The following is a 13817-nucleotide window of genomic DNA, read 5'->3' on the forward strand; positions in this document are numbered from 1 at the left end:
GGCACTCGATTTTCGGAAAAGCACGATGCGTAGATTTAAAAAGTAAAGCGCCGTGCGTTCAATAGGACGCTCGGCGCTTTAGATATCACTGTGCATGCGTACTGCAGGCGACCAAGAGACCGATGCGGCAAAAGCGTTAGCTTGCCGTCTCGGTCAAGTTTTTGATGTCGCCCATGCGGTTCCACGCATCGAGTCCGGCGATTTTGTAAGCCTCTGCAAGCGTCGGGTAGTTGAAGGTGTTTTCCACGAAATATTCAACCGTGCCCTTGAGGTTGAGCACCGCCTGGCCGATGTGAACAAGTTCCGTTGCGCCTTCGCCAACGATATGCACGCCGAGAAGCCGACGGGTCTTCAAAGAGAAGATCAATTTCAAAAGGCCGGTGTCCAGGCCCATGATGTGACCGCGGGAGGTTTCCCGGAAGCGTGCAATTCCGCATTCGTAAGGAATGCCGCGCTCTTTCATCTCTTCTTCGGTCAGGCCGCAGGTGGAAATTTCCGGTACAGCGTAAATTCCATAGGGGAAGTATTTCTGCGGTTCCATTGCAATGGCGCCGACCGCGACGCGCGCAGCGATTCGTCCCTGTTCCATCGAGGTGGAAGCAAGACTTGGAAAGCCGACCACATCGCCTGCGGCAAAGATGCCTTTCACGGATGTTTCGAATGTTTCCGGATTGACGGCAAGCCGACCGCGGCTATCCGCCTCAAGTCCCGCTGCGGCAAGATTCAGCGTATCGGTGGCGCCCATTCTGCCAGCGGCGAAAAGCACCATTTCCGTTACGATCGTGCGCCCATTGTCGAGCGTGATCGAAACCTTGCCTTCGGGTGTATGCTTGACCTTTTCTGCCTTCTGGCCGAGGAGAAGCTTCATATTTCGGTCGCGGAGCTGGTAAGTGAAGTCTTCGACGATTTCCTTGTCGATGAAATCGAGCATCGTCGACTTAGGATCGATCAGTGTCACAGCCGTATCCAGCGCGCTGAAAATCGTTGCATACTCGATGCCGATGACGCCGGCCCCGATCACGACCATGGAGCGGGGTAGCTTCTCGATCTGTAGCAGTTCATCACTGTCGATCACGCTCTTTCCATCAAAGGGCATGTAGTCTGGTCGGAAAGGCCTTGTGCCGACAGCAAGCAGAATGCTCTTGCCCAACACATGCAGCACTTCCCCATCGTCCTTGACGATCTGAAGCGTATCGGGCGTGATGAAACTGGCCTTGCCGCGAATGTGTTGTACGCGGTTGCGAGCGAATTGATGCTCCAGCACTTCCACTTCGTGATTAAGTGTAATCAACAGGCGCTGACGCAGATCCTCCGCGCTGATCTCCTGTTTGACGCGGTAGGACTGACCGTAAAAGCCGCGCTCGCGCCATCCGGACAGATTGAGCGCCGTTTCACGCATCGTTTTGGACGGAATGGTGCCAGTATGAACCGATACACCGCCGACACGGCTACCCTTTTCGATGACCAGAACCTTCTTGTCTAGCTTTGCTGCCTGGATGGCAGCGCGTCTTCCCGCAGGGCCGCTACCGACAACAATGAGATCGTACTGGTTCATGAAAAAGCCTCTGGACGTGAACCGGGTTCAATGCCCGAATGTGAATCTGACAGATGATATTTACGATCGAAAGCCTGATGCTCCCGACGTGCGGACATTGTTCCCGCGCTTGCACATCCGAATGCCGAAGAATGACGGAGTGCAATGCAACAAATGCCTGCGTCAATCTGTAGCTTAGAAATCTGACGGATTCGTAACCGGCGCCGCAAAAGCGGTAAACCCGAATGTCGGTCGATCAGGATCGGGTGCTGTCTTCAGCCGGTGCCAGCCGTTGATGCAGTTTTGCGATGTCTTCCCGCAAGGCCGCGAGTTCGGCCAAAACCTTGAGATCGATCTTTTCATGGAGGGAGAGAACCTCGAGTTCGGCCTTCAGGTTGACCTCGTAATCTTTGGCGGCTTCGAAACGATCACGCTCGGCTTGTCTGTTCTGCGACATCATGATGATCGGCGCCTGAATAGCCGCCAGCATGGAAAGAATAAGATTGAGGAAGACAAAGGGGTATGGGTCAAAAGCCTTTGTCGTTAAAACCACCGTGTTGACGACCGCCCAAAGAAAAAGGAACACCAGGAAGCTGATGATGAAGGCCCATGAGCCACCGATGCGCGCGATGCTGTCTGCCAGCCGCGCTCCAAAACTGGACTCCTTGGAGAACTCCGCATTCGTGTCCGTGGAGATAAGTTGTTTCTGATGCGCCACCTCCAGAATCCGCTTTTCGACGTCACCGATATGGCGAGACGATCGTTTGAAGTGGGACAGCACGTAATCTGGAATGGCAGACATGATCGTTCTCCAGCAGGGCGTTGTCCGGAAATAAACGCAAGGAACCCACAAATTCAAATTAAATCGCGAGTCGGACCGCATCAACTCGATGGCGCTGTCTCGTGAAGCCAGCTGAAACCTGGGAAAAACCTGTCTTTGCCAAATTGTTCGCCGAACATCATATCGAACTGCAACTGACGATACGCGCTCAGAGCTGGCGGTATAATTGCAGGCGCAATCGACCAGTCCGGTACCGCTGAACCATTGCGCTCCATTAGCATGTGCCGGTCGATCACCGAGTGGGACGCATGCACCTTGCCGAGTACGCCGGTATAGAACGGATCGTCAAAGCCGGCAGTTTTCAGAACGTGATAAGGCAACAGCGCCGGGCTGACCGTACCGATGCGGTTCTGCAGACCCGTTCTGGATGACCAGACCACGAGAGGCGTTTCGTGCTCGGTCTTCATGGTGGCAAGCGGCGCGCGGCGTGTCGCTACCATGTCCGGCATGTAGCCGCTTTCCACAAATGTCTGCCCGAGCGGCGGCAGATGATCGCCAAACAGGACAATCACGGTTTCGCGTTCCCGGCCTTTTGCCCAGGCAACCAGCTTTGCGAAACTCTCGTCGGCTTCCGAAACACCCTGGACATAAGTTGACAGTGCCGTGCCTGCGCTCTCGGACAGGTCGCTGCTGACCGAGATGGTGTTCTTAGCATATCTGTTTGGCTCATAGGGGCCATGACCCTGTAGCGTGACGGCGAAGAGGAACTGTGGCTTCTCGGCCGCATCGACTGTCTGGATAATCTCGTTTGTCAAAGCGTCGTCAGAGGCAAAAGCTCCACGCTTCTCCATGGGCGGCAGGGTTTCTTCCGAGCGGAATTCTTCGAAGCCGAAGTGCTTGTAGACCTCACGCCGGTTCCAGAACCACTCCTGGAAGGGATGGACAGCAATGGCGGAGTAGCCCTCCGAGCGGAAGAAAGTGGCGAGCGATGGCATCGGACGTCGCACATATTGCTGATAGGGGATGCTGCCATAAGGCAGAAACGCATTGCTGAATCCTGTCAGCGCTTCGAACTCGACATTGGCCGTCATGCCGCCAAACTCCGGGGAAAAGACATGGCCGGATTGCATGGCGCGGATTTGCGGCATCGGATCTTCCGAAAAACGGACATTTTCCAGCCGCGTCGGATCCCATAGCGATTCGCTCATGATCATGATCACGTCTGGCCGCTTGCTATGGTTGACGGCGAAGGCCGAGCTATCGGAGGCGATGTCTGCGATGGTCTCCGCGCCGTAGCCATAGGGCGCAGTCACTTTCGCCATGGGAATATTGAAGGCAAACGCCATGATGAAGCCGTTGTGCCGGTAATTTTCCTTCTGATCCCACATCATCGGAATGATGTTCAATCTGTCCCTGATCCAGGAATAGCTTGAATATTCCATCATTGATCCGAAGCTGACAAACACCGGAACGGCAAGCGCCAGCCTCCACATCCTGGCTTTGAGAGGAATGACAGGCGCATGTTTGGAAGAAAGGCGCCACAGAAGGACAGCCGCGAATACGGCAGCGGCAACTCCGACCGCAAGAAACAAGGCAGTCAGAGGCTGCGCCTTCAGCATGGCTGGCAATAGCTGGATAATCTGGCGTCCGAAAAGCAGGTCCGAGGGGTAAAGCGGATCGGAGAGATAGAGCTGTTTCTGACTGGAGAAAAAAGCGGGCAAGACGAGCAGCGGAACTGCAACGATCAGCGATCGGTAGTGACGCCCGAAGACAGCGTCCAGCGCCATGAGACCGATGACCACTGCGCAGACCGTTGTCAGTCCGGGTCGCGAAGACGAAAGCAGAAAGGTAGCGACGTCGTGCAATGTGCCTCGCGCAATCCACTCCATGCATACCACAAGGAGAACGGCTGCAAGAACGAGATTGACCACGGACTGGATGTTACCGGCTTCACGGGCAGGGAACCGTGTCCATGGGTTTGAAAGGACGTGTTTCATCCTTTCGGCAACCGTTGTTTTGGGCACCGATTTCGTCACGATTATACTCCGGCAGTCATGGGGACAGGCATGAATCACCCGTCATATAAGTGTCATCTAACTGTCACATACAGGCAATGAACGCGACATGAACTATGCGCAATTCACAGGTCTGGCGCGTAACCATTGCGTGAGCCGTGGATGTCCGGCATTCCCATGCCGAAACCTTCTTGAAGGGCCGTTGTTTTATAACAGTTTTATCCTGCGCGTTGCACAGTGAGAGCCGGCGCGATAATGAGGAAGGCATGAGCACAGAACAGACCATTCCCCACACGTTCCGGATCGCCATCGGCCAGTTCAATCCGACCGTCGGCGATGTCGCTGGCAACCTAGCAAAAGCGCGAGAGGCGAGAGCGGATGCCGCAGCCCAAGGCGCCGATCTACTTCTGCTGACGGAGCTTTTCATCTCCGGCTATCCCCCGGAAGATCTGGTCCTGAAGCCGGCATTCTTGAAAGCCTGCCTCAAGGCGGTAGAGGATCTGGCCGCAGAAACGGCGGATGGCGGCCCGGGCGTTATCATCGGCTTCCCCCGTCAGGGCGAGAAGGGCAGGCATAACTCGGTCGCCTTGCTGGATGGTGGAGCGATTGTCGCTCTGCGTGACAAGGTCGACCTGCCAAACTACGGCGAGTTTGACGAGAAGCGTGTCTTCAGCGAAGGCTCCATCTCCGGCCCTTACAATTTCCGGGGCGTCCGCATCGGCATCCCGATTTGCGAAGAAATCTGGAACGATCTCGGTATCTGCGAGACACTAGCCGAGGCCGGCGCTGAAATATTGTTGGTTCCGAATGGCTCGCCCTATTATCGCGGCAAGGTCGATGTGCGTCATCAGGTGGCGCTGCGGCAGGTTATCGAAAGCGGGCTGCCTCTCGTGTTCGCCAATCAGCTTGGCGGTCAGGATGAACTGGTTTTTGACGGGGCAAGCTTCGGCTTCAACGCCGATAAGACGCTGGCATTTCAGATGAGCCAGTTCGAAGCGACGCTTGCCGTTACCGACTGGAAGCGTACCGAGAATGGCTGGCATTGCAGCCAAGGACCGGTGTCGCATATTCCCGAAGGCGAGGAGGCAGATTATCGCGCCTGCATGCTGGGCTTCCGCGACTACGTCAACAAGAACGGCTTCAAGAGCGTCGTACTCGGCCTCTCTGGCGGTATCGATTCTGCCATCTGTGCGGCAATTGCAGTCGATGCGTTGGGTGAGGAGAGGGTGCGCTGCATCATGCTGCCTTACCGCTATACCTCGGAAGAATCGCTGAAAGACGCTGCCGATTGCGCCAGGGCGCTTGGTTGTCGCTATGATATCGTGCCGATCGCCGAGCCCGTAGACGGCTTCATGTCAGCCCTTTCGGAATTGTTCGAAGGCACGGAAGAAGGCATAACAGAGGAAAACCTGCAAAGCCGCGCACGCGGGACGATCCTCATGGGCGTGTCCAACAAATTCGGCTCGATGGTGGTCACGACGGGCAACAAGTCGGAAATGTCGGTCGGATACGCCACGCTCTACGGTGATATGAATGGCGGGTTCAATCCTATCAAGGACCTCTATAAGATGCAGGTCTACGCCATCTCCAGTTGGCGCAATGCCCATGTCCCGCCGGGTGCCCTCGGGCCTTCCGGTGAAGTGATACCGGCCAACATCATCTCAAAGGCTCCGTCGGCTGAGTTGCGGCCCAACCAGACAGACCAGGACTCGCTGCCGCCATATCCGGTTCTTGACGATATTCTTGAGTGCCTGGTTGAACAGGAAATGTCCGTCGACGAGATCGTCGCACGCGGTCACGATGTGACAACTGTCCACCGGATCGAGCATCTGCTCTATCTTGCCGAGTACAAGCGTCGCCAGTCCGCACCGGGTGTGAAAATCACCAAGAAGAATTTCGGACGTGACCGGCGCTATCCTATCACCAATCGCTTCCGCGACCGGTAGGCTGGCCTGCCAGTCTGGACGTGGTGAGGGGAGTAACGATGCGCAGTTCAGTCGAGATATTCAATATTCGTACTCGGGCAAATCGGGTGGTCTGGCAGACGGACAAACTGTTCGAAGCACCCAACTGGTCCCCAGACGGTCGCTATCTCCTGTTGAACAGTGAGGGCCTGCTTTATCGCTTGTCTCTGGGTGGAGATGTCGCGGTAGAGAAGGTCGACACCGGCTTTGCCGTACAGTGCAACAACGATCATGGCATTTCGCCGAATGGGTCGCTTTACGCGATTTCGGACAAGGTCGAGTTCGGGAAGAGCGCGATCTATCTTCTTCCGTCATCAGGTGGCGCGCCGACATTGATGACGCCGAACCTGCCCTCCTACTGGCATGGCTGGGCGCCGGATGGCAAAAGCTTCGCTTACTGCGGGATCAGAGATCAGATTTTCGATATTTATTCCATGGACATAGAAACCCGCAACGAGACGCGCCTGACCCATGGAGAGGGGCGAAACGACGGGCCGGATTATTCGCCGGACGGTCATTGGATATACTTCAACTCCAGCCGCACGGGACAAATGCAGATCTGGCGCGTAAGAGCAGATGGATCAGCCGTCGAGCGGATCACGAACAGCCCATATGGCGACTGGTTCCCCCATCCGTCTCCAAAGGGAGACAAGGTCGTCTTCATTTCCTATGACGGCGACGTCTTCGACCATCCGCGTGATCTCGATGTTCGCGTGCGACTGATGGATCCCGATGGTGGCAATGTCGAAACGCTCTTTGATCTTTTTGGCGGGCAGGGGACGATGAACTCTCCCAACTGGTCACCAGCTGGTGATGAGTTTGCCTATGTGCGATATTTCCCAGCCGAATAAATCTGCGGCGCTTGCCTTGGCGCCAACAATTGGACATACGGTTTTCGTCAGGTGCCTGCTTGAGCGGGAGAATCGGGAATGCGGTGCAAGACCGCAACGTGCCCAACGCTGTGAGGCGGATGACCGTCGCCATATGCCACTGAGCAATCTCGGGAAGGCGGCAACGGTCAGAAGAAGCCAAGTCAGAAGACCGGCCTGACACGATTGACCAGTCCGCGCGGACAGCGGCAGGTTGTGAGGAAGGAGGTCTGTGACGCAGTGCAATCTGCGTGCTCACGCGGTCCTTCCTGCATTGTTGGGGATTGACGATGCGACCTGATGCCACCCGGCGCGGCCTGAGGCCAGCTTTTGAATTTGCCGAAGACGACAAGGCTGCGGTCTACCGCGCTATCGAGACTCGCCGCGATGTCCGCAATGAGTTTTTATCCGATCCGCTACCGGATGAACTGATCGGAAAGCTGCTTGCTGCAGCCCACGCCGCGCCTTCGGTCGGCTTCATGCAGCCGTGGAATTTTACCCTCGTCACGAATGGTGAGATCAGACAGGCCGTGTGGCAGGCCTTCAGCCGTGCCAATGAGGAAGCGGCACAGATGTTTGCAGATGAAAAACAGTCGCTTTATCGCAGTCTGAAGCTGGAAGGAATCAGGAAGGCGCCGCTCTCCGTCTGCGTCACCTGCGATCCAACAAGAGGTGGCGATGTGGTGCTGGGGCGCACCCACAATCCTCATATGGATGTTTATTCCACGGTCTGCGCAGTCCAGAACCTCTGGCTGGCAGCACGTGCCGAGGGCGTCGGCGTTGGCTGGGTCAGCATCTTTCATGACGATGATATCCGAGAGATACTGGATATCCCGCATCACATTCAAATCGTGGCGTGGCTTTGCCTGGGATATGTTTCTGAACTCTACGCGGAGCCAGAGCTTGCGGTGAAGGGATGGCGCCAACGCCTGCCGTTAGACCAATTGGTATTCAAGAACCGGTGGGGCGAAAAATAGGTAGCAACTCTGCCGCGTGGGCTGCTTCTCAATAGTTGAAAAAAGGTCCTTGCCTGTCCTGCTGGCCGATGGCTTACTTTCTCTTTGTTTCGAGAGGGGATTTAACGATGCCGATTGAAAACTGGCTGGCCTTCGTGGCCGCATCCGCCGTCATGCTCGCCATTCCAGGGCCCACGATCCTCCTGGTCATCTCCTATGCGCTCGGACACGGCCGAAAGGCAAGCAGTGCCACGGTTGCTGGCGTAGCCCTTGGCGACTTCACCGCCATGACGGCCTCAATGCTGGGCCTCGGTGCGCTGCTGGCAACGTCTGCCGCGCTCTTCACGATCTTGAAGTGGGTGGGTGCTGCCTATCTTATCTATCTCGGTATCAAACTCTGGCGCGCGCCCGTCGCAGCTTCGTCTGACGGGGAGGGAAATGTGACAGGGCGCGAGCGTCCGATAAAAATATTTCTCCATACCTATATCGTGACGGCGCTGAACCCGAAGAGCATCATCTTCTTCGTCGCCTTCCTGCCGCAGTTCCTCTTGCCAAACCTGCCGTTCTGGCCGCAGGTGCTTATTTTCGAAGTTACTTTTCTTGTGCTTGCGACTTGCAACGCGGCTCTTTATGGGTTGCTGGCGAGTGCAGCGCGCAACACCATTCGCAAGCCCTCCGTCCAGCGTGTCGTCAATCGCACCGGCGGCGGACTTTTGATCGGTGCCGGACTGCTCGCGGCAGGCTGGAAGAAAGCTGCTGCATAAAAGCGTCGCCAGTCTGCGCGGCGCGAGTTTGGATTGAACAATGTCAGCGCCGCACATCCTTCTTGCTCTGGTCACGGTCTTCCTCTGGGGCTTCAACTTCGTGGTCATAAAAATCGGCGTCATGGATATGCCGCCCCTTTTCCTGACCGCTCTGCGTTACCTTTTCGCTGCCGTCCCGTTGATCTTCCTCCTGCCGCGCCCGAAAGTGCCGTGGAAGCACATGGTCGTTTACGGCATGGTCATGGGTTGCGCGCAGTTCGGACTGCTTTATACGGCCATCAAGTGGGGGCTGCCTGCAGGGCTTGCTTCACTCGTTATGCAGTCGCAGGCGTTCTTCACCATGGCGCTCGCCGTCACGTTGCTGGGTGAAATCCCGCTGAAGTCCCATATTGCTGGCGCAGCTGTCGCTTTTTCAGGCCTTGCGGTGATCGCTCTGGAACGTCTGGAGCTAACGGCCCTCGTTCCCCTGCTAATGTGTGTCGGCGCGGCCTTCAGCTGGGCGATCGGCAATATCGTCAATCGCAAGGTTGGTCGGGTGAACGCCATCTCCTTCGTGGCATGGACGAGCCTTGCGCCCGTGCTGCCATTGATTGCGCTTTCGTTGCTGCTCGAAGGCCCACAAGCGATCCGCGACGGTCTGGCCAACGCCAACATGATGACGGTAGGCGTCGTTGCCTACATGGCCTATGGTGCAACGATCATTGGCGCAGGGATCTGGAGCTTTTTGTTGCTGCGCTATCCGGCGGGAACCGTGGCTCCGTTTTCACTGCTGGTGCCGATCGTCGGATTTATGGGTGCATACTTCGCCTTCTCCGAACACATCACGGTTCTGGAAATCGTTGGTAGCGCTCTCGTTGTCGCAGGTTTGGCGCTGAACGTTTTTGGCCGCCGCCTCTCCTTCGGTCGCACGCGCTCTGGTACCGCGTGATGAACAGCGATGAGTTTCTCAATTCCCTGTGCATTGTTGCGATGCGTCCGGGCTTTTGAGTAAAACTTTGGTAAAGAGAGTGTTCGCCGTTCAATGAATCGGCACCTTCGTTCATAGCAGTGCAGGGAAGTGTACAAGTGCAGGTCGGTATCGACATGGGAACGCTTTCGGGCGGGCAGAGTGCCAAGCTCGATATCGAGGAATTGCTTGCCACGCGTCTACTGGTGCAGGGCAATTCCGGTTCCGGAAAGTCGCATCTTCTGCGTCGCCTGCTGGAGCAATCCGCACCCTGGGTGCAGCAGGTGATCATCGATCCCGAGGGCGATTTCGTCACTTTGTCCGACAAGTTCGGTCATGTCGTGGTGGATGGTGAGCGTACTGAAGCGGAGCTTGCAGGCATTGCTAATCGCATTCGTCAGCATCGCGTGTCATGTGTCCTGACGCTTGAGGGACTGGACATCGAACAACAGATGCGTGCTGCCGCCGCTTTCCTCAATGGCATGTTCGACGCCGATCGTGAATATTGGTATCCGGTGCTGGTGGTGGTCGACGAAGCACAGATGTTTGCGCCCTCCGTCGGCGGCGAGGTGACGGAAGACGCGCGCAAAGCCTCATTGGGTGCGATGACAAACCTGATGTGCCGCGGGCGCAAACGCGGCCTCGCCGGCGTGATCGCCACACAGAGATTGGCCAAGCTCGCCAAGAATGTCGCGGCTGAAGCCTCCAACTTCCTGATGGGCCGTACCTTCCTCGATATCGATATGGCGCGCGCCGCAGATCTCCTCGGTATGGACCGTCGCCAAGCGGAAATGTTTCGCGATCTTCAGCGCGGCAATTTCGTGGCCCTCGGCCCGGCCCTGTCGAGACGCCCGCTGCCGATCGTCATCGGTCCGGTGGAAACATCGGCACGTTCGTCATCGCCAAAGCTCATGCCGCTGCCGGATGCGCCCCAGGATGTGGAAGACTTGATCTTCACGCCGGACCCGGAAGAGTTCAACCGTCCTGTCGTCCGTCGTACACCGCCGGCTCCTCGCCCTACAACCGATATTCTCGCGGAGCTCTCACGCTCGACGCCTGCCGCCATCGCGCCTGCTTCCGAGCAACCTTCGCGTTCGAGCCAGCCGGAACTGACACCGGAAGAGCGCGAGGAAAAGATCACCGCCGTTTTGACAGAAATTCTCGACGATCCGCAATCGGCCTATCGCACCGATGCGGTCCTCTATCAGGACTTCCTCGTTCGCGCTCGGATGCGCCGCATACCTGGCACGCCGATGGCGCTTTCGGAGTTTCGCCGCCAGATCGCCATCACCCGCTCGGGCGTGGATGTGGAGATGGCTGCTAGTGAGAATTGGCAAAAGGCGTTGGAGCTTTCGAGAAGCGTGTCGGACGACCTGCAAGGCGTCTTTCTGCTTCTGGTCAAGGCCGCGCTTGCGCAAGAGCCGTGCCCTTCGGATGCAAGAATCGCACGCGCCTACGGCACACATTCGGCACGCCGCGCAAGACGGCTGCTCGGTTACTTCGAGGAGAAGGAACTGGTGGTGGTTCATGCCGACTTCACCGGCAAGCGCATCGTCGCCTTTCCGGACCTAGACGCCAAGACCGCGCCGGGCGATGCGGATGCTCCGGATGGAGATGTGAGTCTGGCAGCGGAGTGACGCCGCGAATTGGCTTGCGCACCGAGGAATCAGAATTTCGCAGAGACATGTCTGGATTGAAACAAGCGCCGTACGTCCGGGAGGACGCACGGCGCTCTAGCATCAAAAGCGAAGCTCTTATCGTTCTTCGATAACCTTCTTGTCGTCCTTCGTCGCAAGCAGAGAACCGACAATACCGGTGAGAAGGATAGCCACGGTCACGCCCAGAGATACGGCAGGCGGGATCTTTGCAATACCCAGCATGTCTGCCACGAAGATCTTGGAACCGACGAAGACCAGCACCGCAGCCAAAGCGTACTTCAGATAAGCGAAGCGGTGGATCAGGGCAGCGAGCGCAAAGTAGAGTGCGCGCAGTCCAAGGATCGCGAAGATGTTCGACGTGTAGACAATGAAAGGGTCGGTGGTGATCGCGAAGATCGCCGGGATCGAGTCGACCGCGAAGATCAGGTCGGCAATTTCTACCATCACAAGCGCGAGGAACAGCGGCGTCACGAACGTCTTGAGCTTGCCGGTCTTTGCGTCAGGCTGCTTGACGAAGAAACGCTCCTCGTGAAGCCTGTCGGTAACAGGCAGTCGTGTGCGCAAGAAGTTCAGGATCGGATTTTTGCCGATATCCTGTTCGTCGTGGCCGCTGGAAAACAGCATCTTGATGCCGGTAAACACCAGGAAGGCCGCGAAGAGATAGAGAACCCAGTGGAAGTTTTCGACAATTGCAGCGCCAGCGGCAATCATGATACCGCGAAGGACGATGACGCCGAGAATGCCCCAGAGCAGGACGCGGTGCTGGTACTGGCGCGGGATTGAGAAGTAGGAGAAAATCATGGCGATGATGAAGATGTTGTCCATCGCCAGGCTTTTTTCCACAACGAAGCCCGTCACATATTCCATGGCCGGCTGCTGGCCGGACTGGAACCAGATCCATCCACCGAAGGCTAGGCCGATTGCAATGTAGAAGCCCGACATCAACAGGCTTTCCTTGATGCCGATTTCCTTGGAGTTCTTATGCAGAACACCAAGATCGAGCGCCAGAAGGCCTAGAACGAGCGTGATGAAAATGCCCCACATCCATGTGGGGGTACCGAGAAAATCCGTAAACAGAAAGTCCATCAGTCAACCTTTGTCCGGACGAGGTTGGCTCAACGGTCGGGAAACGAGATGGAAAAAAAGACGCGCCCCAACCTTGGAGACTCGACATCGCGTATTGTCCGGTAATACGCCAGAGGGGCCCGAGTCCTGATCACTCGGATGAAATGGGAGGATCGGCTACGGTTTCAAGGGGCGTCTTCATTTTTTGTCGTTGACATTTTTATGAAGCGACCCTAGAAGCCCCATCAACGCCGGGCAGAAGTGTCCGGTGTGTTTCGTTGACTGCCTTGCAGTAAGTCACTGACGTTCGGCGGTCAATATCACCGACATGTCCCGTGGTTTCTCCATCTCGCATGTGAGAAGCCTGTCAGAGGTTCCTAATCGGATCTCAGAGGAGGGCGTGTTTCCTTCACCCGGTTTGGCGACAGACCGGTGCAAACTGTTGAAAAGGAAATGCGATGAGCAAGCGCGAATCGTCCAAGTATAAAATTGACCGCCGTATGGGCGAAAACATCTGGGGCCGTCCGAAGTCCCCGGTTAACCGTCGCGAATACGGCCCAGGCCAGCACGGCCAGCGCCGTAAGGGCAAGATGTCTGACTTCGGTACGCAGCTGCGCGCCAAGCAGAAGCTGAAGGGTTACTATGGCGAACTGCGCGAAAAGCAGTTCCGTGCGACCTACGACGAAGCCAACCGCCGCAAGGGCGACACCTCCGAGAACCTGATCGGCCTGCTCGAGTCGCGTCTGGACGCCATCGTCTACCGCGCCAAGTTCGTACCGACCGTTTTCGCGGCTCGCCAGTTCGTAAACCATGGCCACGTCACGGTTAACGGCGTTCGCGTCAACATCGGTTCGTACCGTTGCAAGGTCGGCGACGTTATCGAAGTTCGCCAGAAGTCCAAGCAGCTCGCAATCGTTCTCGAAGCTGTTCAGCTCGCAGAACGCGACGTTCCGGACTACATCGAAGTCGATCATAACAAGATGACCGCGACCTTCGCTCGCGTACCGGCTCTTGCTGACGTGCCTTACGCCGTCATCATGGAACCGCATCTGGTCGTCGAATTCTACTCGCGTTAATTCGCGTTCAAGTTTTGCAAAAAAAAAGCCGGTCCCTGTGGCCGGCTTTTTTGCGTGTGATACAAAAAATCCCCGGCAGAAGGCCGGGGATGGTGGCATTTTACGTGTGCCTCGATCTTTCAGATTCGCTTAGAGACTGTTTCATCGCCTGTCTTGGATGCAAAACTGTTGCACTTTGCGCGACATGCT

General features: G+C 56.6%; 11 protein-coding genes and 1 riboswitch. Of the genes, 7 read left to right on the forward strand and 4 right to left on the reverse strand.

The window, feature by feature from the left end; all coding sequences use genetic code 11:
- Positions 1-136: 136 nt before the first annotated feature.
- The 3 genes from sthA to QZ869_RS09930 all read right to left on the reverse strand — a co-directional run bounded on the left by sthA (position 137) and on the right by QZ869_RS09930 (position 4312).
- Complete coding sequence (gene sthA / locus QZ869_RS09920) at positions 137-1555, reverse strand: Si-specific NAD(P)(+) transhydrogenase (protein WP_296084118.1); 1419 nt, start codon at positions 1553-1555, stop codon at positions 137-139.
- A gap of 235 nt (positions 1556-1790) precedes the next feature.
- Positions 1791-2336 (reverse strand): DUF1003 domain-containing protein, encoded by a 546-nt coding sequence (locus QZ869_RS09925; protein WP_296014757.1) that lies wholly within the window; start codon positions 2334-2336, stop codon positions 1791-1793.
- Between the two features lie 80 nt (positions 2337-2416).
- Complete coding sequence (locus QZ869_RS09930) at positions 2417-4312, reverse strand: LTA synthase family protein (protein ID WP_367115329.1); 1896 nt, start codon at positions 4310-4312, stop codon at positions 2417-2419.
- Positions 4313-4596: 284 nt separating this feature from the next.
- Between QZ869_RS09930 and QZ869_RS09935 the strand changes: the two genes are divergently transcribed.
- The 6 genes from QZ869_RS09935 (at position 4597) to QZ869_RS09960 (ending at position 11466) form a co-directional block, all read left to right on the forward strand.
- Positions 4597-6276 carry an NAD+ synthase gene (locus tag QZ869_RS09935; RefSeq protein WP_296084110.1) on the forward strand — a complete coding sequence of 560 codons (1680 nt, stop codon included), beginning with the start codon at positions 4597-4599 and terminating at the stop codon, positions 6274-6276.
- A gap of 38 nt (positions 6277-6314) precedes the next feature.
- Positions 6315-7145: a TolB family protein gene (locus QZ869_RS09940; RefSeq protein ID WP_296104292.1), complete on the forward strand. Its 831-nt coding sequence runs from the start codon at positions 6315-6317 to the stop codon at positions 7143-7145.
- A 32-nt stretch (positions 7146-7177) separates the two neighbouring features.
- A riboswitch (cobalamin riboswitch) is annotated at positions 7178-7359 on the forward strand.
- Between the two features lie 94 nt (positions 7360-7453).
- Positions 7454-8140, forward strand: a complete 687-nt coding sequence (gene bluB / locus QZ869_RS09945) for a 5,6-dimethylbenzimidazole synthase (protein ID WP_296104294.1) — start codon at positions 7454-7456, stop codon at positions 8138-8140.
- Between the two features lie 107 nt (positions 8141-8247).
- Positions 8248-8883: a LysE family translocator gene (locus QZ869_RS09950; protein ID WP_296104296.1), complete on the forward strand. Its 636-nt coding sequence runs from the start codon at positions 8248-8250 to the stop codon at positions 8881-8883.
- A 40-nt stretch (positions 8884-8923) separates the two neighbouring features.
- Positions 8924-9811 (forward strand): EamA family transporter, encoded by an 888-nt coding sequence (locus QZ869_RS09955; protein WP_296036748.1) that lies wholly within the window; start codon positions 8924-8926, stop codon positions 9809-9811.
- 137 nt (positions 9812-9948) lie between these two features.
- Positions 9949-11466: an ATP-binding protein gene (locus QZ869_RS09960; protein WP_296019098.1), complete on the forward strand. Its 1518-nt coding sequence runs from the start codon at positions 9949-9951 to the stop codon at positions 11464-11466.
- 117 nt (positions 11467-11583) lie between these two features.
- On the opposite strand, the gene QZ869_RS09965 is transcribed toward QZ869_RS09960, so the two are convergent.
- Positions 11584-12573, reverse strand: coding sequence for a TerC family protein (locus QZ869_RS09965; protein ID WP_296104298.1), 990 nt, complete (start codon positions 12571-12573; stop codon positions 11584-11586).
- 437 nt (positions 12574-13010) lie between these two features.
- Here QZ869_RS09965 and rpsD point away from each other — a divergent pair, with 437 nt between their 5' ends.
- Positions 13011-13628: a 30S ribosomal protein S4 gene (gene rpsD, locus QZ869_RS09970; protein ID WP_296019094.1), complete on the forward strand. Its 618-nt coding sequence runs from the start codon at positions 13011-13013 to the stop codon at positions 13626-13628.
- Positions 13629-13817: the final 189 nt, after the last annotated feature.

Source organism: uncultured Agrobacterium sp., from assembly GCF_913777885.1.
Classification (GTDB): Bacteria; Pseudomonadota; Alphaproteobacteria; order Rhizobiales; family Rhizobiaceae; genus Agrobacterium.

What these genes read in the sequence shown, in the direction of transcription:
- sthA (WP_296084118.1), bottom strand. Translation starts at nt 1,555, where the DNA reads ATGAACCAGTACGATCTCATTGTTGTCGGTAGCGGCCCTGCGGGAAGA.
- QZ869_RS09925 (WP_296014757.1), bottom strand. Translation starts at nt 2,336, where the DNA reads ATGTCTGCCATTCCAGATTACGTGCTGTCCCACTTCAAACGATCGTCT.
- QZ869_RS09930 (WP_367115329.1), bottom strand. Translation starts at nt 4,312, where the DNA reads ATGAAACACGTCCTTTCAAACCCATGGACACGGTTCCCTGCCCGTGAA.
- QZ869_RS09935 (WP_296084110.1), top strand. Translation starts at nt 4,597, where the DNA reads ATGAGCACAGAACAGACCATTCCCCACACGTTCCGGATCGCCATCGGC.
- QZ869_RS09940 (WP_296104292.1), top strand. Translation starts at nt 6,315, where the DNA reads ATGCGCAGTTCAGTCGAGATATTCAATATTCGTACTCGGGCAAATCGG.
- bluB (WP_296104294.1), top strand. Translation starts at nt 7,454, where the DNA reads ATGCGACCTGATGCCACCCGGCGCGGCCTGAGGCCAGCTTTTGAATTT.
- QZ869_RS09950 (WP_296104296.1), top strand. Translation starts at nt 8,248, where the DNA reads ATGCCGATTGAAAACTGGCTGGCCTTCGTGGCCGCATCCGCCGTCATG.
- QZ869_RS09955 (WP_296036748.1), top strand. Translation starts at nt 8,924, where the DNA reads ATGTCAGCGCCGCACATCCTTCTTGCTCTGGTCACGGTCTTCCTCTGG.
- QZ869_RS09965 (WP_296104298.1), bottom strand. Translation starts at nt 12,573, where the DNA reads ATGGACTTTCTGTTTACGGATTTTCTCGGTACCCCCACATGGATGTGG.
- rpsD (WP_296019094.1), top strand. Translation starts at nt 13,011, where the DNA reads ATGAGCAAGCGCGAATCGTCCAAGTATAAAATTGACCGCCGTATGGGC.